This window comes from Nitrincola sp., from assembly GCF_048264025.1.
Taxonomy (GTDB): Bacteria; Pseudomonadota; Gammaproteobacteria; order Pseudomonadales; family Balneatricaceae; genus Nitrincola.
Genome location: NZ_JBLXDN010000015.1, coordinates 54,834 through 78,007, shown reverse-complemented (window position 1 = coordinate 78,007; position 23,174 = coordinate 54,834). Strand labels below are relative to the sequence as shown.

The following is a 23,174-nucleotide window of genomic DNA, read 5'->3' as shown; positions in this document are numbered from 1 at the left end:
TAGTGACAGCGTTAGTTATTGGAGTTATTGTCATTTCGGGCTTCAAGATAAGACTTGAATAGTGAGGCACAGCGGTAGAAACCATGTGCAAATTTGCTGTAGGGCATGGTCAGGAAGAAGGCCATGACAAAGCCCAGGTGTAGCGCCAGCATGAGAGGCATCAGTGTGGTTTCTCTGAGGCCCAGCAGGAGCAGTCCGGTCAGGCTGATCATAAACAGCAGCATGATAAAGGCGCGATCCATGGGGCGTTGGGCCTGGTCTCCATGCTCCGGATGGCGCTTGTAGTTCAGGTAAAGCAACCCAGCAGGGCCGACCAGCAGGCCGATGCCTCCAACGACGCCAAGTAAGACCGGCACACTGAAAATGGGATAGGGTGCCACCCAACCCATGATGTAGTGGTACAGGGTTGCCACTGAGGTCGCTGCAAAGCAAAGCATGAAGCCGTAGAAGGTCAAGTGATGGAAACGACGTCGCGCCAGGGTGAAGGCATCGTCCTCGTTATTACATCCCTGACCGTGGCCACCATCCAGATACTTCAGTGTCAGAGCCGCCTTGCCGGTCTGCAGCATGGCAGGCACAGCCTCTTGCACTTGTTTCTTGCCCGGAGCAACCTTGCGCCAGAAGTGAACCACACCCAGTAGGAGTGCCAGGGTGGAAAACCCGAACACCGAACCAAACATGGCGACCAGTGTGTTGTGTGGGAATATCTGATAAAAATCACCACCTTGAATCTGACTGAACAGGTTGCCCTGGACCAGCAGTGTCAAAATCAAGAAAAGGCCCAGTGCGAGGGCACTGGATAGAGCCAGTGTCAGCCCGTTTCGCTGGTAGAGCGCGCCCAGTTGGCGTGGCCAGGTATAATCGGTATAGGTATGCAGACGTACCTTGGCCATGGACTTGGGGATATTGACGCCAAATTCATGTGGATCTGCATACTGGCAGGCGTGCAGACAGGCACCGCAGTTATGGCACAGGTTGGCCAGATAATGGATATCCGCTTTGCCGAATTCCAGCCGCTGGGTCATGGCGGGAAAGACAGCGCAGAAGCCTTCACAATAACGGCATGCATTACATATCTGCAGCTGTCGATTGACTTCTTCTTCGTCGGTATTCAGGAGTGGAATCAGGTTGCTTTTGGCGTTCATGACAAATTCACTTATTCTTGAGCGGTCACGTATTTAGGCAACTGAAGCGGGTTGCCCACCCAGGCTGGCCAAGGCTGCATTCCGGCCAGCGATGCGGCCAAAAGCCGTGCCTATCGACATACCTACGCCGGCGGTATAGCCTTTGCCCAGGACATTGCCCGCCATCATTTCTCCAGCTACGAACAGGTTGTCGCTGGGATTCTCGGCAAAACGGACGGCAGCGGTTTCATCTGTTTTCAACCCCAGATAGGTAAAGGTCACCCCAGGCCTGAGTGCGTAGCCATAAAACGGTGGGGTGTCGATGGGACGTGCCCAGTGGGTTTTTGCAGGGGTGACGCCTTCGGTAATACAGTCATCCAGCTCTGTATGATTAAAGGTGCCAGGGCGGCAGGCCCGATTGTAATCTTGCAAAGTACGCATGAAGGTTTCACGGGGCAGACCGAGCTGGTCAGCCAGCTGCTCCAACGAGTCAGCTTTATTACCGGGAAAAACTGGGGGCATGAAGTTGCCAACTGCTTTGCTGTCGATAATGGAGTAACCAACCTGATCGGGTTGTTGGGCAACTAGGCGTCCCCATATGGCGTAACGTTTGGGCCAGAAATCTTCGCCCTCATCGTAGAAGCGTTCGCCTGCGTTGTTGACCACGACACCGAGGGATACACAATCGATACGGGTGCAGATGCCGCCATCGTAGAGGGGCGCGCGTGCATCAATGGCGACCATATGTGCCTGTGTAGGGTCGCCGATGCTATCGGCGCCCAGGTCGATCATGCGCTTTAGCAGGGTACCTTTGTTGAAGCGGGTGCCGCGAATCAGGAAATTATCGGACGGGTATTCCCCTCGTTCATTTTGTCCCCAAGCTTCGCGGAGCCATTCACGGTTGGACTCGAACCCACCAGCGGCCAATACGCAGCTTTTTGCTTCAATGCGTTCTGCAGCCAATCGATTACCGTTGACTTCACGCTCAGGCACTAGGGCAGCGACAAAGCGCCCATCCCGAATTTCCAGGTCTTCAACCGGGGTGTCGTATCGTACCTGCACGCCCAATTGCTCGGCACTGCGATAATATGCGTTGACCAGCGCCTTTCCACCGCCCATGAAAAATGCATTGGTACGTGCGACATGCAGTGCGCCTGATAGTGGCGGCTGGAAATGGACGCCGTGCTGGCGCATCCAGTCACGGCAGCTGGATGACTCTCTAATGACCAAGCGGGCAAGTTCTTCATTAGTCTTGCCACCGGTGACCTTCAGTAGGTCTTGCCAGTATTCTTCTTCCGGATAGGCATCAACCAGTACATCCTGGGGAGCGTTATGCATACATCTGAGATTACGGGTGTGCTGTGAGTTGCCCCCACGCCATTCACGGGGCGATGCCTCGAGTAGCATAACGCGGGCACCGGCTTCACGCGCCATAAGTGCGGCGCATAGAGCGGCGTTACCACCACCAATTATTAGAACATCGATCATAAGTTCTCCTGTGACATGAGAAGCCGCATGGCTTTTCAGGGCATAGGGATAACTGTATTGCGTCAATTGGAGGGGCGACAGGAGGGTTTGATAGATGGGTGTTTAGAATTATTAAATACTTTGTGCAACTCTATCCTATCCAATGAGCACCGGGCCAGACATTGTTTTTCACCAAATCCTTCGCCACTTTGGCTATCACCACCCGTGTGGCCAGTGCACTGGGTGAAAGGTCATCGTCCGGCAGGCTGACAAGGAAGTTACGGCGAATAACCTGTTTGTCTGCGATACGCCGAATGCGCAGCCCACTCTCGCCCAAACGTGCAGCAGCAGCACCTGGCTGAATGGTGGCGCCATAGCCTTGGCGTACCGCATCCATCAACAGGGTTAATCCATCGATTTCCATGATGACATTGGGTTGTATGTTGAAGCGCTCAAACGCAGCCATAAGGTTAGTGCGCAAACCGTGCAAACCGCTGGGCATAATCAGTTTAACGTCCGCCAGATCCTTGATTTGGACAGATTTCAGCGCAAAACAGGCATCTACAGCCGAGGGTGACGAAATAAGAAACAGGTCTTCATCGAGCAATGCTCGGGTACTCCAGCGGTGAGCGCTGTCTGCATGAAAGACTAGTGCCAGGTCCAGCTGACGCGCGTTTAACATGTTGGCCAAATGGCCTGAGAGTGTTTCCACAATATGCAACTGGATATGGGGATAGAGCTCATTCATCACCTGAATGAGAGGCAGTGCCAACACCGTGGCGGTTGTAGGTGGCAGACCAATGCTGACATAACCGCTGGTACGCTCTTTTTGGGCTGCAATAGCAGCTTGTTCTGCTTGTCGCAGAGCGAGCTGTGCATGATGCATAAATGCTATGCCGGCCCTGGTCGGGAGTGCGCCTGTTGATGTGCGAGTTAATAAGCGTGTAGCTAACTCGTTTTCTAATTTTGATATCTGTTGACTTAGTGCTGAGGTACCTACATCTAGTTCAAGCGCAGCTTTACCCAAACTGCCGCATTCTACTACCTTTAAAAAATATCTAAGCTGACGAAGTTCCATATTAACCTCCTTCTTAAAGGCCTGAACTCTTAATGGTTCAAGATAATGTTCCCTTGATTCTATTCAGCATGAGAGGCTCTAGCTGTGAATGCTAAACACGTTGTTCACGCAGTTTCGGTATTCGAGACATCGGCGGTAGATTTCCGATACTGCCATGAGGACGCTGTTTATTGTAATGATTGAACTTATCAGTCAGTGCCCAAGTCCTTGATATGTCGTGTGCGTAGGGTACAGCATATGCCCATTCCCGGATCATGGTCTGTATAAAGCGCTCGACTTTGCCGTTCGTTTTAGGCGTGTATGGACGCGTGTACACATACTGGATCCCTTCTAATTGTAAAACTGCATTGAGCCGACGGGAATGATGGGTGTGCTGCTGCGGGCGTCGGAACTGCTATATACAGCGGTGAAACTGGGTGGTGCCGTTTACCTGATCTGGCTGGGGGTAGGGCTGCTGCGCAAGCCGCGTCAGCAGATTAGCGGGGATATGGAGCGCCTTTCGTTGGGTTCACTGGCAGCTTTTCGTCAGGGGCTCATTACAAATCTGCTGAACCCCAAAATCGGAATTTTCTACGTTTCATTTATTCCGCAGTTTATTCCGGCGGAGACGAATGTCGCGATCTACTCCTTCTTCCTGGCCAGCGTTCATACGGCCAGCTCGATGCTCTGGTTCCTGGCGCTGATCCTGGCGGCCTATCGGCTGGGCCGCTGGCTGCGAAGCCCGCGGGTTATCGGCTGAATGTACAGACTCACTGGTGCTGTCTTTATCGGTTTCGGCATGAAACTCGCCCTGTCGAGGCATTGAGCGAGTGCTCAGCTAAAACCGAACAGTTGAATCGCGGCGACAGTCGACATGCCTCGGATCAGCCATTTGATGTGGCGGAACTGCAGCCGGCGGATCAGCCAGTAGCCGATTGCGCCACCTACGGCCAGCCCCGGCAGTGCCTGCAGACCCAGCCAGAGTGTGTCCTGGTGCAGCAAGTCCAGGTGCAGGAAGAAGGGCACCTTGAACAGGTTGATTAGGAAAAAGGTCCACACCCGTGTGGCGATATAGCTCTCTTTTTCGAGCTTCTGTTCCATCAGATAGAGGCTGACCAGAGGGCCGGCCGAATTGGCGGTGATGCTGATAAAGCCGGTGATCGCCCCCATCAGATGGCCGATAATCGGCAGTTTCATAAACTGGGTATCACGAAAATCCAGCAGGATGCCGAGCACCAGCATGCCCACAATCAGGCAGCCGAGTAGCGCCCTGAAATGTCCGTTGGAAAGGCCCGACAGCAGCCAGGCACCGATGGCAACACCGACCAGACAGAGCGGCAGCAGGCGTGTCAGTGCACCCCAGTCGATATGTTTGTGATAGGTAGCGGCGGCGATAATATCGGTCAGGATATACATCGGGATGGTGATTGCTAGAACCTCCGGGCCGGGAAAGGCGATCAACAGAATTGGCAGGATAAGCACGCCCATGCCGCCAATAGAAAATTTCGAAAATCCGGTTATCAGACCGGCTACCAGCAAACACACCAACGTAATGTCCATCGCCTCTCCTTAATCAATTCAGGTGGTTAGGTTACGCCTTGGAATGATTTAAAGATAACGATATGTTGTTGTATAGATGATCGTTAAAATCGATCATTTACGCCGCAGTCCTAGAGTTAACAGAAAGTTAACAGCGAGTAGAAACGATGACCAATGAACAGCTTCGAGCCTTGGTAGCGGTAGTGGAGTGGGGCAGTTTTCGTGCGGCCTCCAGCCATCTTTTCAAGACCCAGTCCAGTATCAGTGCCTCGGTACGCGCGCTGGAAGAGGAGTTCGACCTGCAGCTGTTCGATCGCAGCCATTATCGGCCGCAACTGACGGCAGAGGGCAAAACCTTCTATCATCAGGCGCGCAAGCTGCTGTCGCAGGCCGATGAACTGGAGCAGCTTGGGCACCGCCTCGCCAGCGACCCGGCACCGACGCTATCCATCGCCCTTAGCGCCATGTGCTCCTTGCCGCCGGGGCTGGATATTATCCGCCGTTTTTGCAGCGCCCACCCCGAGCTGCGCTTCCATATACATACCGAGCATTTATCCGGGGTGCTGGAGCAGCTGCATCTGGAGACTGCCGAGATCGCCATAGGACCACATCGAGGGTTGGATCAACGCTATGACTTTGCCGAGATCTCACGCATCGAAATGGTCACGGTGATGGCGCCGGGGTTTCTGTCCGAGCGGCCGGAAGGGCAGGTGCCCCAGGCGTTACTGCGATCGCGGCCACATATCCTGATTACCGACAGCGGCTCCCGAGCTCCTTTTGATCACCTCAATGTGATACCGGGTGGCCATATCTGGTATGTCAGCGACTATCAGATGAAACGTGCTCTGCTGCTGGCGGAGATGGGCTGGGCGCGGGTCCCGCTGCATATGGTGGAGCAGGAGTTGGCCTCTGGCGAGCTAGTGCAGATCAACATCGAAAACTTTCCGTCGGAAAGCGAGATCCCGATCTACCTGATCCGCCTCAACGAGCACCCGCTGAGTCGCGAAGCCTATGAACTCTGGCAGGCGCTGCTGGAACTGCGTGCTTGATGGAGGTTGTAAAGAAGGGGGGGAGTTAGGGTTTGAGCCGGCCGGTAAGAGGCGAGCGGCGTGAACAACGAACAATGTGCAGTTGCTTGACGGGATGCAGGCTCTATCGAGGATAGTAGCGGGTGCAGGACTATCCTGTTCTCAGGATCGAGATGTTTTGTTGTAGGGGCCAATCCATCTCGCTTTAGGGCGAAACTCAAGCAGAAGATCGGGAAGTGTGGACATCTCGAGAGCGGTCATAGAGAAGCGCTCGACCTACGGCAAGAACTGCGTGCTTCCTTGGTATCCTATAGCGACCTTTCGCTCGGTCGCCCCGTAGTGTCATTACCGCGCTTTCGATTGTTGCAACCATCTTACCGTCATCACGAAAGACTTCTCAGCGGTAGTGACTGATTGTCCTACCACGATGTGTTGCAAAAGCTCTGGCTGTCTAAGCAAGACAGCCAGACAGGTCGGAGAAACTTCGCTTTCAAATCGATACTCGTAAAGCTCTCACCTGCGTCCATGCGGGTAGAGTGAGCCGTACCTATTGCCGCATCGGCCAACTCGCACAGCAAACCACCATGAACAGTGCCTTGTTGATTGCCATGGATGGTTGCGTCTGCATCAAGCGTAAGACTGGCCGTCGCTTCACCGATTGCCACAATTCGAAAGCGAAGCAACTCAGAGATGGCGGTCGGGTAGCGCATGTATGTTGTATCACCTTCTCTGAGGGTACATTCCAGCTGGCGTTGTAGGTATTCCAATACCAGGAGCTGAGAGCCTTCTGATGGGGGCGCTGACATCATGTTACCTTTAGGTAGGGCATCAAAGGAATGGACGAAAAGATAGTCCAAGTGTGATCAGGAAGAGTAATAATGCAATTGCATGCAGGCACGCTAATTTGACGCCGCACCCCCGTAAAAGCTAGAGTGTCGGATTACCTAAAAGATAGAAACATGTCTGTTATCTCCAGCTCAAACATTCAGCGTACGCGATCAAGCTCGGTAGTGGCGGTGTCACTGCTGTTGCTGATGTTCGCCTTACTGTCTTTGCTGGTGCATCAGGCATCAACGGCGTCGCCTTCTCAAAGCGGCTATCTTGGCAAGCTTGAGCTTGTGCTGGTTGGCTCGACCAATGAGTCGTTGAAGGTCGTCCAGCGCGACGATGATAGCGAGCCTGATCATCCCTGGGATATCGATCACTGGCTGGCCGCCATCTGTTACGGCCTGTTGCTTGCTGAGCCTGAGGTTCAGAAACCGGATCTCTCTGCGCAGAGCCGTGCGCTTGTTTCGGGCTACAATCTTCTGGCGCCACCACTAAGGGCGCCCCCCATCGCGTAAATATCAACGTCTTCTTCGCTTGGCATTTTTTGATGCCATTCGTTAACACCTTGAGTATTACGCATGAAATCCTTACGTTCTCGAGCTGTTATATACGGCTTGGTGGTCGTGCTTGGCTTGCTGAGTGCGCTACCCAGTGTATTGCCTGATACACTCTCTAAACACCTGCCTGCCTGGTACACCCAGAGTGCAGTTTCCTTGGGTCTGGACCTGCGAGGCGGATCGCACCTGCTGCTTGCAGCCGATGCGGATGCCTTGGTTAACGATCAACTGCAATCAGCGTCGGATGAGCTGACGCATCAACTGCGTGAGGCGGGTGTTTATTACCTGCCGCCCTCCATTCACGATCAACGCATAGAGTTGGCCCTGCGCAAGCCTGCACAGATGCAGGCGGCGCTGGATATCGCTAACGCATTGAATGCCCATTCTGCCGACGGCGTCCGGCGCTTCAGGATCGAGCAGGTTGATCATCGGCTGGTTGTGCAGCTTACGGAAATGTGGCGCCAGGCTCAGCTTCAGGATGCGCTGGACCGCAGCCTTGAGGTAGTTCGCCGCCGTTTGAACGAAACCGGGTTGGTGGAGCCCAGTATCACCAAGCAGGGCGATGATGGCATTTTGGTACAGATGCCGGGTGTCGCCGACCCGAGCGAGATCCGCAAGCTGCTGGGGACCACTGCCAAAATGTCGTTCCACTGGGTAGCTCAGGCGGGTCGCGAGGGAAGTGCGGGCAGCACGGCGACCATCGATCTGCCGGGCACCGATACCGGCTCTGCCTCTGCCTCTGGCACAGACAGCGCGCGTCGCTATCACCTGGAGAAACAGGTCGCGATGGAGGGCAAGCATATCCGCGATGCGCAGCTGGCCTTCCAGCAGGATAGCGGCGAGCCCATAGTGACTTTCAAGCTGGACGGTGAAGGCGGTCGCCTCTTCGGCGAGATCACCCAGCAGAATATCGGGAGACCACTCGCGATCGTACTGGACAATAAGGTGATTACTGCGCCGGTGATTCAGAGCACGATCGCTGGCGGCAGTGGCCAGATCAGCGGCCAGTTTACCTCTCACGAAGCCAGTAACCTCGCACTCCTGCTTCGGGCCGGCGCCTTGCCTGTGCCTTTACACGTGATCGAAGAGCGTACGGTCGGGCCTGATCTGGGCAGTGATGCGATAGAGATGGGGTTGCTCACCGGGCTTGTCGGTGCCGCCATGGTGATTGCATTCATGGTGGGTATATATGGGCGCTGGGGGCTCATCGCTTGTGTTGGGCTTGCGGTCAATATCGGCCTGGTGTTTGGAGTGCTTAGCCTCCTAGGGGCGACGCTGACCCTGCCCGGGATTGCCGGCATTATTCTGACGATTGGGATGGCGGTGGATGCCAATATCCTGATCAACGAGCGGATACGGGAAGAGAGTAAACGGGGGCGTTCGGCAAGGATGGCATTGAAGGAGGGGTTTGATCGAGCCTATAGCACTATCCTGGATTCCAATATCACCACGCTGATTGCGGTCAGTCTTCTGTTCCTATTCGGTAGCGGGCCGGTTAAAGGTTTTGCGGTGACGATCGGTATCGGCTTGCTCACCTCGCTGTTTACAGCCATTGCGGTGACCCGTCTGCTGATGGAGTGGAGTGTGCGTGGCAAAGAACGCACTCCGCTGAACATGAGAGGAATTCGCTGGATCGAACAACTTACTGCCAAGCGCGTGGATTTTTTGCGTGGGCGTGTCGTCGGACTGATCGCTTCTGCAGTGTTGTCCATCGCATCTGTCGGTCTGTTTCTGCAGCCTGGGCTGCACTACGGGGTGGATTTCACCGGCGGGACGGTTATTGAGGTCGAAGCCCCCGAGGTCAGCGTCGACCATCTCAGAACCTCGCTGCTGGCCGGATCACTTGGTGATGCAACAATTCAGGAGTTTGCCGAAACTGGGCATTTCCTGATTCGTCTTCCCGTAGACAAGGAGCAGCCCGGCAAGACCGCCGAGCAGGTTGAGGCGATCAAGTCGGCGGTGACAGACCTGCAGCCGAGGGCAGAGTTCCCGCGAGTCGATATGGTTGGTCCCAAGGTCAGTGGTGACTTCAGCGATATCACCATACTCGCTATTTTGGCGGCGGGGGTAGGGATGCTGGTTTATCTCTGGGTGCGCTTCGAGTCACATTTTGCGCTGGCAGCAACCCTGACCATCGGTCTGGATCTGACCAAAACCATCGGCTTCTTTGCGCTCACCGGTGTTGAGTTCAACCTGACCGCCGTTGCCGCACTGCTGGCGCTTATTGGCTACTCTGTGAATGACAAGGTGGTGGTGTTTGACCGCATTCGAGAAGGATTGCGACAGACACCGGACAAGCCGATTTTGGGGATCCTGAACGATAGTATTACCTCAACATTGAACCGGACCCTATTCACCTCAACGACCACCTTTCTGGCGCTGCTGCCGATGGCGGTCGCCGGTGGTGCCGCGGTCGCAAGCTTTGCCTTACCGATGTTGTTTGGCGTGGTGATCGGGACGAGCTCATCAATTTTTATTGCCTCACCGCTACTCTATTACCTGCATCAGCGGCGGGTACGCAAGGGGTTGGCACCTTTGCGTCCTAATGCGGAAGCGGTGCAGAAGGAGCTGGCATTGATGCCATAGCTTGTGGTGATGCACTGCATGGCTCAGGGCTGTAAACACCCTGTGCTTACAGTGCGTCACCCAGCCATTTTTGCCAAATACTATTCTGGCCTGCGGCAGGTCTGCCGGGCTGTAAAAAGGGAAGCGTTTATGTTCGCTATTGACCACATCATTCTGTTGGCCGCCGTGTTGATACTCTTCGGCATCCTTTCCAGCAAACTATCGGCCCGGCTTGGGTTGCCTGTGCTGGTGCTCTTCCTGCTGGTTGGCATGTTGGCCGGTGAGGACGGTATCGGCATCGCCTTCGACAATGCGGTCGAGGCGCATGCGCTGGGTACTCTGGCGCTGGCGATGATTTTGTTCGATGGTGGTCTGCAGACCCCCTTTGCCTCGATCAAAAGAGTGTGGAAACCGGCATCGCTGCTGGCCACCTGGGGGGTGTTTGTTACGGCGGCCATCACAGGTATGGCCGCCGCGTTTATATTGGACCTGCCGATTCTGGAAGGCTTGTTGCTGGGAGCTATTGTCGGTTCTACCGATGCAGCGGCGGTATTCTCGCTGCTGCGTAATGCCGGTATCCACATTAATCCGAGGCTGAAAAACACCCTGGAGATCGAGAGTGCCTCCAACGACCCGATGGCGATCTTTCTGACTGTCGGCCTGCTGGATATTCTGGTAAAAGGGATGCAGCCGGGCATTGGTTTGCTGCAGCTGTTTGTCATGCAGATGGGCATAGGTGCGTTGGTGGGGCTTTCGATCGGCTGGATCGCGGTCAGGGTAATCAATCGGATTCAATTGAGCGCGTCCGGGCTCTACCTGGTCATGGTCACCGCCTTTGGTTTACTGGCATTTGGCATTGCGGCCAACCTGGGTGGTAGTGGCTTCCTGGCGATCTTTATCGCCGGTGTGATGATCGGCAATACACGCTTCGTCTTTCAGCGCAGTACCTTCCTGTTTCACGATGGTTTGGCATGGCTCAGTCAGATCATGATGTTCGTTGTACTCGGGCTGCTGGTAACCCCTGAGTCGCTGCTGGATGTTTGGCTGCAAGGTTTGGTGATTGCGGCGGTGCTGATCCTGATAGCCCGCCCTTTGGCGGTGGCGCCGGTCTTGAAACTGTTCGGTTTCAGTCGCAATGAGATCGGCCTGGTTTCCTGGGTCGGGTTGCGCGGCTCTGTGCCGATCATCCTGGCGATATTTCCGTTGCTCTACGGCTTGCCTGGCGCGGAGTTAATCTTCAACGTGGTGTTCTTTGTCGTGCTCATCTCTGCAACCATCCAGGGTTCGGCGCTGCCTTGGGTGGCGCGTAAGCTCGGTCTGACGGAAGCGCCGCCACCTGTATCTGCGGCAACACTGGAGATTACATCACTGGGCGATGTAGATGCCGAAATCGTCGAGTATATCCTGGCCGACAGTCCCAGGGTTAACGGCTTGCTACTGTCCCAGATGGCGCTGCCTGATAACACGATAGTGGCCATGATCAGCCGCGACTCAGCGGTGATCCCGCCACGTGGATCGACCCGGCTACGGGCGGGCGACCACCTGTTTGTCGTGCTGCGGCCGGAGCAGCGGCCATTTGTGGATCGTGTGTTCTCTCCTACCCTAGGTACTGATACCAGTGTCCTTTTACAAACCGCACTGAACCTTAAGGGCAGTACTCGTATCGAAGAAGTTCAGCGTGCTTATGGCATCCGTTTATCTGACGACAGCAGCCTGACCCTGGAGCAGCTGGCGAGAAACGCTCTGGAGGGTGAATGTGAATGCGGTGCACAATTCACTATAGGTGGGGTGCAGCTGCAGGTAGCGGGAATGTTGGATGCCAGGGTAACCACTGTTCGTCTATCGATGGATAAAAACGACACGTTGGCAATACACTAACGGCTTTGGAGCCGCCAGCCCGAGCAAAATTCAGTCAATCAATGGAGTTATTCAATGGTGCGTTATCGCTGCCCGTTATGGCGGCGCTGTTCTCTGCTGTGCCGGTTCAGGCGGAAACCGTAGAGGAAAAATGTGTGCAGATCGGTGATATGCATCACCGGCTGGAGGAAACCCTATTCGGTGGCAGCGAACTGGTCTGGGAGGCGGCGGTGGAGAACCACTGCGACCTCCCCGTTGACCTGGTGCTGAACCTGCATCTGCAGGATGCACAGGATAAGCGTCTTTACAGCGCCCGCCAGGTGCTCATCGTCGTAACGCTTCTTTATTTCGAGATCTCCATCTCCGTAGGGTAAATCGAGGTCATGCGTGGCTGTGACTGCTCCCCGCCCTGACGGGCGAAGCTTCCAACTTCTTAGGCCGCTGCCGGTTCGTGACCGGGCTTACGCAAGCCTCCATTGGCAGGAACCGACAGTCCTTCGGCTCGTAGTTTGATAACACCCTGCTGGCGAATATTGATCGCAGCATTGATGTCCCGATCTCGTTCCGCATGGCAGATAGGGCAAGTCCAGTAGCGCACCTTTAGTGGCAAGGAGTCTACCTTGTGTCCGCAGCAGGAACAGGTTTTAGAGCTGGCAAACCACTGGTCTATTTTGACCAGATGCTTACCTTGCGCCTTGGCCTTATACTCCATCTTCTGAATCAAGCTGAACCAGCTGGCATCAGCAATATGCTTCGCCAGTTTCCGGTTCTTCAGCAGGTTTTTCACTTTCAGTGTCTCGACTACCACCGCTTGGTTTTCGTCAATGAGTTTTCGGGACAGATTGTGTTGGAAGTCAGCACGGGTATTCGCCAGGCGCTCATGCGCTTTGGCAAGTTTCAGCCGCGCTTGCGCACGACCCTTGCTTCCTTTCTGGCAGCGGGATAAGGCTTTCTGTTTGCGACGGAGATTCGCCTGAGCGCGTTTCATGAAACGGGGATTCGCCGTCTTGTTGCCTTCGGAGTCGATAGCGAGGTGGGTAAGTCCCATATCGACGCCCAGCACCGTATCGACAGTTTGAAGGGGTGCCGGGGCTTCCAGCCCGTCTTCGATCAACAGTGAGGCGTAATACTTCCCTGAAACAGTGCGCGACAAGGTTATGCTCTTGAGCTTTCCGTCCAGTTCGCGGTGAATTCTGGCCTTGATCGGCTTCATCTTCGGTACTTTGATCCAGTTCTCACCCGCACTGACGCTCATGCAGTGGTAGCTGGACTGCTTCCCGTGCTTGCGCTTGAACTTCGGGTAACGCGCAGGGAGTTTCGGATCAAAGAAATTCTGGAAGGCTTTATCGAGGTTGATACACGCTTGCTGGAGTGCAATGGAGTCGAAATCTCCGAGCCAGTGATACTTTCGGGACTTCTTCGCGACTGCAAGTAGCGGCTTGAGGTCTTTCTTGGCGCGGAGTTTCGAACCATGCCGTCGAAACTGTGAGCTGATGATATGTAGCGCCTTGTTGTACACGAACCGCGTAGCACCGAACTGACGGTTAAGGAACTCCGCCTGCTCAGGTGTCGGGTAGATACGTACTTTAACGGCCTTTAACACTTCAGTGCTCATAGCTAGAATAAAGCAATTATAGGCTTTATAGGGTCAATTTCAAATGAGTGTACAAGATCATACACCATTGAGTGACTACCTTAGAAAACGTCACAGCGTTACGAAGTTAGTGGTACACCTGATCTTCACGACCAAGTACCGCCGTAAGCTGTTTGACGGTTATATGATTGGACAACTGCGCGAAGCGTTTGAGTCGGCCTGCGAGAAACTGGAGTGTGATCTGGTTGAAATGGATGGCGAGGCTGATCACGTTCACCTGCTCGTAAGCTACCCGCCCAAGCTGGCAGTGAGTGTGTTGGTGAATAACTTGAAATCTGTATCGTCACGCCGGGTACGCATTCTCAATACGCACATACCACGGCAGAGCAAAAGTGGGGCGTTGTGGTCACGCTCATACTTCGCATGTAGCGCCGGAGGTGCGACCATTGAGACTTTGCGAGAGTATGTGCAGAGTCAGGCCACGCCAGATTAGAACCGCTGCGCGGTTCCCGTTTGTATCCCCGCTCCATTTGGGCGAGGGTTTACGCGGGATTTTGCTAATTCAGGGGGATAGGTGATCAGACACTAAATCTTGAAAACGTACCAAAAAAGTAAAATTTCAGTGATTCATCACTGATTTCAAACGACAGTGATGTGATGAACGGAATTCTCAGTTTCAGGCACTAAATCTTGAAAACGTACCAAAGTCGTAAAATTTCAGTGATTTATCATTGATTTCAAACGACAGTGATGTGACGGGAAGAGTTCAAGCATTCCGTTCAGGCTAGAAATCTTGAAAACGTACCAAAGTCGTAAAATTTCAGTGATTCATCACTGATTTCAAACGACAGCGATGTGATGCGCGGAATACAGACACTCTTACCCCTCCGTTCAGAAAATTAAATGCTGAAAATGCGTGCAACAGCGACTCATCGCTGCTCTAACCCAAATACGTTGTTTTTTAGGATTCATGATTCGCAAAAAACAAGAAGTATCCTAGTCTCTGTGAGATTAACAACGGAACCGATATTTCCTACTATCGATCAAATGCGTTCAAAATTTATGACAACGCTATTTGGGAATAGATATGGCGAGCAGCTATGTATTTGGGAGTGCGTAACTCTACCTCTGATTACGAAGCTGTTCGGGTATAGATATAGCAGCGACGGTCCTATTCGGGATTCAATTTTTGGATTTTTATTAAATTTCCAATTTGCAGAGCTGTTCGGGTATAGATAGGAACTTAAAGTAATTTTTGGTTTCGCGATTCTAGCCAAAGCCTTCCCAAATACAGAGCTGTTCGGGTAATAGATAGATATATCCGTAGAGCGAGGTCTAAATATTGACGAATTCCCTGTCTGAAAAATATGAGGGGGCGCGACAACTCCGAAGTGCGACACCCGCCACAGCCTGAATGTACTCTTGGAATTCGCCTTCAGGCTGCCTGAGCTCGAGGCGCTTTCGGGATGAACTGCCGTCTCAGTCCATTGAAGTTTTCGTTTAGCCCACGCTCCCGGGACGAGTACGGATGCGCAAAGTAGACATTCCACCACCTGATGGAACAATATGACCTAGCACGCCAAATCTTCGATGAGGTCAATCAGTTGCTGTCAGAGGCGAGTGTTCTGCTCGAGGAAGTCTCTCTGACCGACGCAACAATGATTGAAGCCCCCAACTCCACTGAGAACATGTAGTTCTCCTAGCAGGAAACCTGCCTAAACGCCCTCAAAACAGCCCTATAAACTAATATCTCCTCTGTTGGTGAGCGTTGGGACAGGTGGGCAAAATAGTGGAAATACAGGCAGAATAAGCGCCGAATATGGAGTTTTGCCCGCCTCGTATTCCAGACCAAGGTTGCCACTGATTCCAGACGAAGCCTGCCACCCATTCCACGCGAAAGCTGCCACTGATTCCACGGCAAAGCTGCCACTGATTCCACGGCAAAGCTGCCACTGATTCCACGGCAAAGCTGCCACCACGACAGGCTGCCTGACATCCCCATCAAAACGTCCGGCGCGGGATAACTAACGGTACTCTGACCCTTTTCATCCGGAGAGGGCCCGATGCCAGCGAAGAGGTTATCCATGCGTAAAATCAAAGAAGTCCTTCGCCTCAAGTGGGAGCGAGGGTTGAGCAACCGTCAGGTTGCCGCCGCCTGCGGCATCAGTCGACCCACCGTAAGCGAATATCTCCGACGTGCCGCCTAAGCAGATCTTGGCTGGCCATTACCAGAGGGTCTGAGTGAAGCCCAGTTGGAGCAGCGATTGTTTCCGCCACCACCGGCTTTGCCTGCACAGGCCCGAGGCATTCCAGACTGGCAGCAGATCCACGATGAGCTCCGAGGCAAGCACGTCACCCTGTTCCTGCTCTGGCAGGAGTACCGGGAAGCCAATCCGGATGGCTACCAATACAGCTGGTTCTGCGACCATTACCGGGCCTGGCAGGGTAAGCTAGACCTAGTCATGCGCCAGGATCACCGGGCCGGGGAGAAGCTGTTCGTAGACTATGCCGGACAGACCGTTCCCGTCATTGACCGCACCACCGGTGAGATCCATGAGGCGCAAGTCTTTGTGGCGGTGATGGGTGCGTCCAATTACACCTATGCCGAGGCTATCTGGAGCCTGACCTTACCGGACTGGATCGGCTCCCACATCCGGACCTTCGAGTTCCTAGGTGGAGTGCCGGAGCTGGTGGTTCCAGACAACCTCCGCTCCGGCGTCAGCAAGGCCCATCGCTACGAGCCGGATCTCAACCCGACCTATCAGGATATGGCTGGCCATTATGGCGTGGCCGTTGTCCCGACAAGAGTTCGCAAGCCCCGTGACAAGGCCAAGGTGGACGGTGGTGTACTGATCGTCGAGCGCTGGATCCTGGCGGCCCTGCGTCACCGTCAGCACTTCTCCCTGGGGCAGCTCAACGCCACCATCCGTGAGCTGCTGGAGCGGCTCAACAAACGCCCCTTCCGCAAGCTGCCCGGGTGCCGGCTCGATCGCTTCAAACAGCTGAACCAACCGGTTCTACAACCGTTGCCGGCAGAGCCGTATGTCTACGCCGAGTGGAAAAAAGCCCGGGTACACATCGACTATCACGTCGCCATCGACGGGCATTACTACTCGGTGCCCTACACCCTGATCAAGAAAGAGGTGGAGGTCCGGATCACCCACAACACCATCGAATGCTTCTACCGGGGTGACCGAATCGCCAGCCACCGTCGTTCGGATCAGAAGGGCCGGCATAGCACCATCATCGCTCACATGCCGGAGTCCCATCGCCAGGCCGGCGAGTGGCCACCGGAACGATTAATCGCATGGGCAGCCAAGATCGGACCGGCAACCGAAAAGCTCATCCGCTCCGCGTTGGGGACGCGAAAGCATCCACAACAGGCCTATCGGTCCTGTCTGGGCATTCTCCGGCCGTAGCCAAAGCTACGGCGAGGCACGATTAGAACGTGCCTGCCAACGTGCCCTCATGCTGGGCAGTTGCCGATACAAGAGCATCGAATCCATCCTCAAACACCGTCTGGATGAGCAGCCACTGGAAGAGCAACAGGAACTGGCCTTGCCTGATACGCACGACAACATCCGCGGCCCTGCCTACTACCACTGAAGGAATCTGACATGTTGAAGCATCCTACGCTGGATAAGCTCCACACCCTCAAACTGACCGGCATGGCCGCCGCCCTGGCGGATCAGTTGGCCACCCCAGACATGACCGATCTGAGCTTCGAGGAGCGCCTTGGACTGCTGGTCGACCGGGAAATGACCGAAAGAGACAACCGGCGCATGACCAGCCGGCTGCGCCGGGCCAAGCTACGACACGCCGCGATCCTCGAAGACATTGATTACCGGAACTCACGCGGCCTGGATAAAGGACTTATCCAGAGCCTGGCCAGCTGCCAGTGGGTGAAGGAACACTTGAACGTGCTCATCATCGGTCCCACCGGGGTCGGGAAAACCTGGCTGGCCTGTGCTCTGGCACACAAAGCTTGCCGGGAAGGTTACACCGCCCAATACGTCCGCCTGACGCGACTGCTACGGGAGCTAATCATCGCCAAGGGTGATGGTCAATACTCAAAGCACCTGACCAGTCTGGCCAAGGTCGACGTACTGACCCTGGACTACTGGGGGCTGATGAAGCTGAGCGCCGAAAACCGGCGAGACTTGTTGGAGGTGTTGGAAGACCGGCACGGCCGGCGCTCCACTATCGCGACCAGCCAATTACCCATCGAGGAATGGCATGGCGTGATCGGTGACGCCACTCTTGCGGATGCCATCCTGGACCGACTCGTACACAACGCCTACAAGGTCAATCTGCGGGGGGAGTCCATGCGAAAACGGCAGGCAAAGTTGACGGGCACTGAGACTTCGGAGTAAGAAGAGAAACCCCGCGTCGCTACGCCCCGATGGGTGGCAGCCTTGCTCCGGTCCGGGTGGCTGGCTTCACGTGGAATGGGTGGCAACCTTCAGCGGTTTACGCACCTGCGTTGTGGCAAATGCTCAATTCACCACCGCGCCGGGGTTTCAGTCGGTGGAGGGGCTTGGACTCGTTGTGTTGGCGCCAGCGCAAAAGTGGTTGAACGGAGGAAGGGACTACAAATAAATTGAAATGCGTTGTCGAACGATGTTCGTGCAGGCCTAGCAATTGGTACAGGCGCTACCCCCCCTTAAATCGAATTTTTGTGTATAGCGAGTCAATGCTCACCACAGCGGACTAAAATGGATTAGAGAGCAAATGAGTGCCGTATACGATGCATCCCAGCAGGACGGATGCTAATGTGTTGTGCTCCTACCCTAAAAAAGGGGCCTAAGCCCCTAAACGTCTCAACCAACCACGGTCATTGAGGCAAGTTTGCCAATACTTACAACAGTGTTCAGTGCAGCAGTTGGTTATCGGTGCGCTCATGAACCACTCACGTGCGATGGGCACCGTCCTTCACAATATGAAACACGCCGCTATTGGTGTTCACCTGATCGTAATACCGCTAGGCGGTTGTACAGGTGTGCTAGCTAGCCGTGCTTGTTACCAATGGATTTACTGGTGTGAGGGCGATCGACGCCACAATCGCCAACCGGCGCAAAGACGCCTTGTACAAATTCAGTCGCTAACTGGTGAATCGCTGCGGCGTGATCATCGTCGGTGATGTAACGTCTCGTTCATTCACCCGCACGAATAGCGCCAAGTCGGTGTACGACGCTGGCTGGGCGCTGCTGAAACAGTTCCTGTCCTATAAGTGCGCTGGCGCCGGGGTCCTGCTAAGGTCATGTCGCACTTGATGTTGAATTCACGTGCTAGTAGTGATAAGCAATAGCCTCTCGGAGAGATTTTCTTCCTCCCGGGGGGCTTTTTTTATAAAAAATGATGTTTGGAAAGATTTTCTGCATGTTTGGACCGGACGGGGGTTAAGACTGCTTTGGCGAATGGATTGATAGGTTATGCGTACTTGGCCAATCTTGAGGCTATTCAGGCCGTGGAGCTTGAGGTGGAGTGCCAGGTAGCATCCGTGAAGAAAAAAGAGATCATCGGTGGTGTTATCGCCATACCCGGGATATTCATGCCATCGCCTGCCGACTCGATATTGGGCCACATTCTGTTTGCGCTTAAACATGAAGGGGTGAACCTCCAGATTCTTGCCCAAGGCCTTCCGCAGGTTTCCGCAGAGGATATGTTGTCAGCTTTTTCGGCATCGCCTAACGGAAAGTATATTCGTGTGGCGTGCTACCTGTGGGAGCACTTCACACAATCTGTTCTGGCCCGTGACGCCGAGGATATACCAGGTAAGTATCAGCCACTGTTTGACCCAACGCAGTACATCACTTGTGAGGGGGAGCGTAATCGCCGTTGGAAGGTGTTATTCAACGGTTTGGGGACTATAGATTATTGTGTCACGGTTCGAAAAACAGACATGATACAGGCTGGTATCTCAATGCAAGTGTTGGATCGGGTACAGGACTTCACCGAGCAGCTCGACCCTCAGATGCTGCATCGAGCACTGGCTTGGGCGTATTTGAGTGAAACAAAGAGCTCGTTCGAAATAGAGAAGGAGATCCCTGATGATTCCAAGGCCCATAGGTTTGTGAACCTTCTGAAAAAAGCGCATGAGAAGCGTTTGATTGATGAAGATTTCCTGATCGACCTGCAAAACCAGGTTATCTCCAATAAGTTTGATTGGGCAAGCTCCTTCCGATTGGAGCAAAACCATATGAGCAATGGCTATGGGGCCGCTGGCGTAACCTATATACCGCCACCGCCGGATTTGTGCCGCGAGCTCATGGAACAATGGATGAACTTTGCGAATCATCCCCCCGCAGGGTCTGTTGATCCGATCATCACCAGTACTATCGCCTCCTTTGGGTTTGTGTTTATCCATCCATTTATGGATGGAAATGGCCGTATATCGCGTTTCATGTTTCACCACGCTCTGTGCCAACAAGGCGTGTTGGATAATGGATTGATACTTCCAGTATCGGCTGTACTGCGTGATCGTGAGTTGGACTATTTGAACGCGTTGACTTCATTTTCGGAAAAGACCCGGCGATTCTGGAACGTGGAGTGGATAAGCCCTGATGAAGTTCACTGTACTTTCACAGGTCATGACGCTATTTATCGCTACTGGGACGGTACCGCCTGTGCTGAGCTGATGTTCAGTGCCAGCGAAGAGGCTGTTGAGCAGTATATGAAGAAAGAGGTTTCGTACCTCACACGCTATGACCAACTTAAACGTCGCATTGATCGGGAGTTCGATGTCGCAGATAAGACCCTGTCCGCTTTGGTCATGCTATGCCTTGATCAGAAAGGTAGGGTTTCAAAAAAGCGGCGTGCTCAATATCAGTATAAAGTACCGGAAGATCTCTTTGATGCAATGGAAGAAGCGTATCGAGAGTTGTTCCGAGGAGAGGACGGCAATGAAGTTGCTGCTGATCAGCCCGAGTAGTCTTCATGTCGCTACTCCTGCGGTTCAATCTTTTTGAGTGGTTGGTGCTATTCCGCCAACTCCCAGTCCCTGGCCAGATCACTGCGGTGCTCAACGGACCATTCGATAACCATAGCTTTGGCTCGTTTGGGCGGGGTGCCTTCAAGCACTTCCAGCGTTTCGATAGAGATCAACTCTTCGTGCTCGCCATAGATCGCATGGAAATGAGGCTGGTTGTGAGCGTCATAGTACATCCGAATCAGGATGCCGAAGAGCTCACTAATTGTTGGCATTATTTGCGGCGTCCGCTTGGGGATGATTCCAATCTTGTTATTACTGCTGCCTTCATTCACGCGCCCGTGTTTAAAGTTTCCTATCGCGCTATCAAGTATGTATTCCAGAAGCTGACGATAACGGGTTTCAATTGAGCGCTGGCCTTCTTTCCAGTAAGGCGGCCACTAAGGAAAGGCCACCTTACTGGAAGAAAATGTTACCGAAGATTCTTTTCAGGTTCGGGATCAGGTACTTCGTTACCCGCAATATTTACCCCAAACAGTCATTTCAATCGTCACTTGGTTGGATTTAGACGCTTTTCGGTGATTTTTCATTTTGTATTAAGGTCTAGATGAGACTTCTATCCTTCGCCATGGTCAGTGACAAGTCTTCAATCATGTCTTCCTGACCACCCACGGTACCGCGGCGGCCAAGCTCTACCAGAATGTCACGGGCCTGGATGCCATACTTCTTCTCCGCACGCTGGGCAAACAGCAGGAAGGAAGAGTAAACACCCGCATACCCCAGAGTCAGCGCATCGCGGTCGACACGGATCGGCTGATCCATGATCGGGAAGACGCGGTCTTCGGCTACATCCATGATCTTGTACAGATCGATACCGGTCTCGACGCCCATGCGGTCCAGTACGGCACAGAACACTTCCAGTGGCGTGTTACCGGCACCAGCACCCAGGCCAGCAACGGAACCATCGACGCGGGCAGCACCGGCTTCAATCGCGGCCAGTGAGTTGGCGATCGCCATGCCCATGTTGTGGTGACCGTGGAAACCGATCTCGACGCTGGCCGGCAGTTCGGCGCGCAGCAGACCGATCTTGGCGCTGACTTCATCCGGCAGCATGTAGCCAGCAGAGTCAGTGGCGTAGATGCAGTTGGCGCCGTAGCTGACCATCAGTTTGGCCTGCTCCAGGATCTTCTCCGGGCTGACCATGTGGGCCATCATCAGGAAGCCGACGGTGTCCATTTCCATCTTGGCCGCCATGCCGATGTGCTGCTCGGATACGTCCGCCTCGGTGCAGTGAGTGGCTACACGAATAGTGGATACGCCACAGTCCTTGGCCATTTTCAGGTGATCGACGGTGCCAATGCCCGGCAGCAGCAGTGCTGACACCTTGGCATTTTTCATTTTCGGCACGACCGCGTTGAGGTATTCCTCGTCGCTGTGGGCCGGGAAACCGTAGTTCACGGAAGCACCACCCAGGCCGTCACCGTGGGTGACTTCGATCAGCGGCATGCCGGCTTCATCAAGACCAGTCGCGATGTTGACCATCTCGTCCAGGCTGATCTGGTGACGCTTGGCGTGCATACCGTCACGCAGAGACATGTCGTGCAGCGTGACTTTTTTACCGTTCAGATTCATTGTCATTTCCTCCGTTAGCCACGCTCAGGCAGGGTGATGGTGCCGTTGGCCGCTTCTTCAGCGAACATCTCGGCAGTGCGCAGACCGGCCGCGGTCATGATGTCCAGGTTGCCGGCATACTTGGGCAGGAAGTCGCCCAGACCTTCCACTTCCATGAAGCAGGAGACACGGTTGCCATCGAACACGGGGCCGTTCACCAGGCGGTAGCCCGGCACGTACTTCTGCACGTCCTTCACCATGGCATGCACGGATTCGGTGATGGCGGCCTGGTCCGGCTCGCCCTCGGTCAGGCAGTGGATGGTGTCACGCATGATCAACGGCGGCTCAGCCGGGTTGATGATGATGATCGCCTTGCCCTGCTTGGCACCGCCCACTTTCTCCACGGCACCAGCGGTGGTACGGGTGAACTCGTCGATGTTCTGGCGTGTGCCCGGACCGACGGAACGGGAAGACACAGTCGCGATGATCTCACCGTACTCAACCGGCTGTACGCGGGAGACAGCGGCAACCATCGGGATCGTCGCCTGGCCACCGCAGGTAACCATGTTGACGTTCATCTCCAGGTTCTTGGCGTGGTCGGCCAGGTTCACCGGCGGTACGCAGTAGGGACCGATGGCGGCCGGCGTCAGGTCGATCATGATCACGCCCAGTTCATTCAGCTTGCGGCTGTTCTCGGCATGAACGTAAGCAGAGGTGGCATCGAAGGCCACGCGGATATCGTCTTCGATGATGTGGGGCAGCAGACCGTCCACGCCGGTAGAACAAGTTTTGATGCCCATCTCTTCGGCACGCTTGAGGCCTTCGGAGGTCGGGTCGATACCCACCATCCAGACCGGCTCGATCCATTCGGAACGTTTCATCTTCATCAGCAGGTCGGTGCCGATGTTACCCGGGCCAATAATGGCCGCTTTCAGTTTTTTACTCATCTGCTCACCTCAAAAGGTAAAACGGAGCCTACACACCAGCAATACTGGTGTGTCAGGGTCGTAAAGTTAGGT

The 23,174-nt window shown here is 54.3% G+C and carries 20 protein-coding genes and 2 pseudogenes; 11 read left to right on the top strand and 11 right to left on the bottom strand.

Features of this window, described 5'->3' with window-relative positions:
- Positions 1 to 11: 11 nt before the first annotated feature.
- The 5 genes and pseudogenes from tcuB to ACN0R1_RS12545 form a co-directional block, all read right to left on the bottom strand.
- Positions 12 to 1,145, bottom strand: a complete 1,134-nt coding sequence (gene tcuB / locus ACN0R1_RS12565) for a tricarballylate utilization 4Fe-4S protein TcuB (protein ID WP_417583345.1) — start codon at positions 1,143 to 1,145, stop codon at positions 12 to 14.
- Between the two features lie 33 nt (positions 1,146 to 1,178).
- A complete protein-coding gene (gene tcuA, locus ACN0R1_RS12560) occupies positions 1,179 to 2,612 on the bottom strand; it encodes an FAD-dependent tricarballylate dehydrogenase TcuA (RefSeq protein ID WP_417583343.1) in 1,434 nt (477 codons plus the stop codon).
- Positions 2,613 to 2,742: 130 nt separating this feature from the next.
- The gene (locus tag ACN0R1_RS12555; RefSeq protein WP_417583388.1) at positions 2,743 to 3,477 is read right to left on the bottom strand and encodes a LysR substrate-binding domain-containing protein; all 735 of its coding nucleotides are present in this window, start codon (positions 3,475 to 3,477) and stop codon (positions 2,743 to 2,745) included.
- A gap of 21 nt (positions 3,478 to 3,498) precedes the next feature.
- Positions 3,499 to 3,669 (bottom strand): annotated as a pseudogene (locus ACN0R1_RS12550) (LysR family transcriptional regulator); the annotation flags it as partial.
- 91 nt (positions 3,670 to 3,760) lie between these two features.
- Complete coding sequence (locus ACN0R1_RS12545) at positions 3,761 to 3,985, bottom strand: integrase core domain-containing protein (RefSeq protein ID WP_417583341.1); 225 nt, start codon at positions 3,983 to 3,985, stop codon at positions 3,761 to 3,763.
- Positions 3,986 to 4,030: 45 nt separating this feature from the next.
- On the opposite strand from ACN0R1_RS12545, the gene ACN0R1_RS12540 reads away from it, so the two are divergent.
- Positions 4,031 to 4,408, top strand: coding sequence for a LysE family translocator (locus ACN0R1_RS12540; protein WP_417583339.1), 378 nt, complete (start codon positions 4,031 to 4,033; stop codon positions 4,406 to 4,408).
- A gap of 74 nt (positions 4,409 to 4,482) precedes the next feature.
- On the opposite strand, the gene ACN0R1_RS12535 is transcribed toward ACN0R1_RS12540, so the two are convergent.
- Positions 4,483 to 5,208, bottom strand: a complete 726-nt coding sequence (locus ACN0R1_RS12535; protein ID WP_417583337.1) for a sulfite exporter TauE/SafE family protein — start codon at positions 5,206 to 5,208, stop codon at positions 4,483 to 4,485.
- Positions 5,209 to 5,354: 146 nt separating this feature from the next.
- On the opposite strand from ACN0R1_RS12535, the gene ACN0R1_RS12530 reads away from it, so the two are divergent.
- Positions 5,355 to 6,236: a LysR family transcriptional regulator gene (locus tag ACN0R1_RS12530; protein ID WP_417583335.1), complete on the top strand. Its 882-nt coding sequence runs from the start codon at positions 5,355 to 5,357 to the stop codon at positions 6,234 to 6,236.
- Between the two features lie 398 nt (positions 6,237 to 6,634).
- Here the strand turns inward: ACN0R1_RS12530 and ACN0R1_RS12525 are convergent, their stop codons facing one another.
- Positions 6,635 to 7,021 (bottom strand): PaaI family thioesterase, encoded by a 387-nt coding sequence (locus ACN0R1_RS12525; protein ID WP_417583333.1) that lies wholly within the window; start codon positions 7,019 to 7,021, stop codon positions 6,635 to 6,637.
- A 153-nt stretch (positions 7,022 to 7,174) separates the two neighbouring features.
- Between ACN0R1_RS12525 and ACN0R1_RS12520 the strand changes: the two genes are divergently transcribed.
- The 4 genes from ACN0R1_RS12520 (at position 7,175) to ACN0R1_RS12505 (ending at position 12,396) form a co-directional block, all read left to right on the top strand.
- On the top strand, positions 7,175 to 7,558 hold the full coding sequence (locus ACN0R1_RS12520; protein WP_417583331.1) for a hypothetical protein: 384 nt from the start codon (positions 7,175 to 7,177) through the stop codon (positions 7,556 to 7,558).
- Between the two features lie 63 nt (positions 7,559 to 7,621).
- The gene (secD, locus tag ACN0R1_RS12515; protein ID WP_417583329.1) at positions 7,622 to 10,186 is read left to right on the top strand and encodes a protein translocase subunit SecD; all 2,565 of its coding nucleotides are present in this window, start codon (positions 7,622 to 7,624) and stop codon (positions 10,184 to 10,186) included.
- A 129-nt stretch (positions 10,187 to 10,315) separates the two neighbouring features.
- Entirely contained in the window at positions 10,316 to 12,043 is a 1,728-nt protein-coding gene (locus ACN0R1_RS12510; protein WP_417583327.1) for a potassium/proton antiporter, read from the top strand.
- A 41-nt stretch (positions 12,044 to 12,084) separates the two neighbouring features.
- Positions 12,085 to 12,396 (top strand): hypothetical protein, encoded by a 312-nt coding sequence (locus ACN0R1_RS12505; protein WP_417583325.1) that lies wholly within the window; start codon positions 12,085 to 12,087, stop codon positions 12,394 to 12,396.
- Positions 12,397 to 12,455: 59 nt separating this feature from the next.
- On the opposite strand, the gene ACN0R1_RS12500 is transcribed toward ACN0R1_RS12505, so the two are convergent.
- Entirely contained in the window at positions 12,456 to 13,625 is a 1,170-nt protein-coding gene (locus ACN0R1_RS12500) for an RNA-guided endonuclease InsQ/TnpB family protein (RefSeq protein ID WP_417583323.1), read from the bottom strand.
- Between the two features lie 55 nt (positions 13,626 to 13,680).
- On the opposite strand from ACN0R1_RS12500, the gene tnpA reads away from it, so the two are divergent.
- From tnpA to ACN0R1_RS12475, 5 genes and pseudogenes are all read left to right on the top strand, one after another.
- Entirely contained in the window at positions 13,681 to 14,109 is a 429-nt protein-coding gene (gene tnpA, locus ACN0R1_RS12495) for an IS200/IS605 family transposase (protein WP_417583321.1), read from the top strand.
- 1,570 nt (positions 14,110 to 15,679) lie between these two features.
- A pseudogene (gene istA, locus ACN0R1_RS12490) lies at positions 15,680 to 17,222 on the top strand (IS21 family transposase).
- A gap of 11 nt (positions 17,223 to 17,233) precedes the next feature.
- Positions 17,234 to 17,989 (top strand): IS21-like element ISSpu5 family helper ATPase IstB, encoded by a 756-nt coding sequence (gene istB / locus ACN0R1_RS12485; protein ID WP_417583319.1) that lies wholly within the window; start codon positions 17,234 to 17,236, stop codon positions 17,987 to 17,989.
- A 527-nt stretch (positions 17,990 to 18,516) separates the two neighbouring features.
- The gene (locus ACN0R1_RS12480; RefSeq protein WP_417583317.1) at positions 18,517 to 18,756 is read left to right on the top strand and encodes a hypothetical protein; all 240 of its coding nucleotides are present in this window, start codon (positions 18,517 to 18,519) and stop codon (positions 18,754 to 18,756) included.
- 300 nt (positions 18,757 to 19,056) lie between these two features.
- Entirely contained in the window at positions 19,057 to 20,547 is a 1,491-nt protein-coding gene (locus tag ACN0R1_RS12475; protein WP_417583315.1) for a Fic family protein, read from the top strand.
- Between the two features lie 47 nt (positions 20,548 to 20,594).
- Here the strand turns inward: ACN0R1_RS12475 and ACN0R1_RS12470 are convergent, their stop codons facing one another.
- From ACN0R1_RS12470 to ACN0R1_RS12460, 3 genes are all read right to left on the bottom strand, one after another.
- A complete protein-coding gene (locus ACN0R1_RS12470) occupies positions 20,595 to 20,819 on the bottom strand; it encodes a DUF4160 domain-containing protein (RefSeq protein WP_417583313.1) in 225 nt (74 codons plus the stop codon).
- 328 nt (positions 20,820 to 21,147) lie between these two features.
- Positions 21,148 to 22,176, bottom strand: coding sequence for a 4-hydroxy-2-oxovalerate aldolase (gene dmpG, locus ACN0R1_RS12465; protein WP_417583311.1), 1,029 nt, complete (start codon positions 22,174 to 22,176; stop codon positions 21,148 to 21,150).
- 14 nt (positions 22,177 to 22,190) lie between these two features.
- The gene (locus ACN0R1_RS12460) at positions 22,191 to 23,102 is read right to left on the bottom strand and encodes an acetaldehyde dehydrogenase (acetylating) (protein ID WP_417583309.1); all 912 of its coding nucleotides are present in this window, start codon (positions 23,100 to 23,102) and stop codon (positions 22,191 to 22,193) included.
- Positions 23,103 to 23,174: the final 72 nt, after the last annotated feature.

Bases quoted from the DNA above. Each gene is read 5' to 3' on its own strand.
- ACN0R1_RS12520 (WP_417583331.1), top strand. From the start codon at position 7,175: ATGTCTGTTATCTCCAGCTCAAACATTCAGCGTACGCGATCAAGCTCG.
- ACN0R1_RS12525 (WP_417583333.1), bottom strand. From the start codon at position 7,021: ATGTCAGCGCCCCCATCAGAAGGCTCTCAGCTCCTGGTATTGGAATAC.
- tcuA (WP_417583343.1), bottom strand. From the start codon at position 2,612: ATGATCGATGTTCTAATAATTGGTGGTGGTAACGCCGCTCTATGCGCC.
- dmpG (WP_417583311.1), bottom strand. From the start codon at position 22,176: ATGAATCTGAACGGTAAAAAAGTCACGCTGCACGACATGTCTCTGCGT.
- ACN0R1_RS12470 (WP_417583313.1), bottom strand. From the start codon at position 20,819: ATGCCAACAATTAGTGAGCTCTTCGGCATCCTGATTCGGATGTACTAT.
- tnpA (WP_417583321.1), top strand. From the start codon at position 13,681: ATGAGTGTACAAGATCATACACCATTGAGTGACTACCTTAGAAAACGT.
- ACN0R1_RS12535 (WP_417583337.1), bottom strand. From the start codon at position 5,208: ATGGACATTACGTTGGTGTGTTTGCTGGTAGCCGGTCTGATAACCGGA.
- ACN0R1_RS12480 (WP_417583317.1), top strand. From the start codon at position 18,517: ATGAACCACTCACGTGCGATGGGCACCGTCCTTCACAATATGAAACAC.
- ACN0R1_RS12540 (WP_417583339.1), top strand. From the start codon at position 4,031: ATGATGGGTGTGCTGCTGCGGGCGTCGGAACTGCTATATACAGCGGTG.
- secD (WP_417583329.1), top strand. From the start codon at position 7,622: ATGAAATCCTTACGTTCTCGAGCTGTTATATACGGCTTGGTGGTCGTG.
- ACN0R1_RS12510 (WP_417583327.1), top strand. From the start codon at position 10,316: ATGTTCGCTATTGACCACATCATTCTGTTGGCCGCCGTGTTGATACTC.
- ACN0R1_RS12555 (WP_417583388.1), bottom strand. From the start codon at position 3,477: ATGCATCATGCACAGCTCGCTCTGCGACAAGCAGAACAAGCTGCTATT.
- tcuB (WP_417583345.1), bottom strand. From the start codon at position 1,145: ATGAACGCCAAAAGCAACCTGATTCCACTCCTGAATACCGACGAAGAA.
- istB (WP_417583319.1), top strand. From the start codon at position 17,234: ATGTTGAAGCATCCTACGCTGGATAAGCTCCACACCCTCAAACTGACC.
- ACN0R1_RS12460 (WP_417583309.1), bottom strand. From the start codon at position 23,102: ATGAGTAAAAAACTGAAAGCGGCCATTATTGGCCCGGGTAACATCGGC.
- ACN0R1_RS12530 (WP_417583335.1), top strand. From the start codon at position 5,355: ATGACCAATGAACAGCTTCGAGCCTTGGTAGCGGTAGTGGAGTGGGGC.
- ACN0R1_RS12505 (WP_417583325.1), top strand. From the start codon at position 12,085: ATGGAGTTATTCAATGGTGCGTTATCGCTGCCCGTTATGGCGGCGCTG.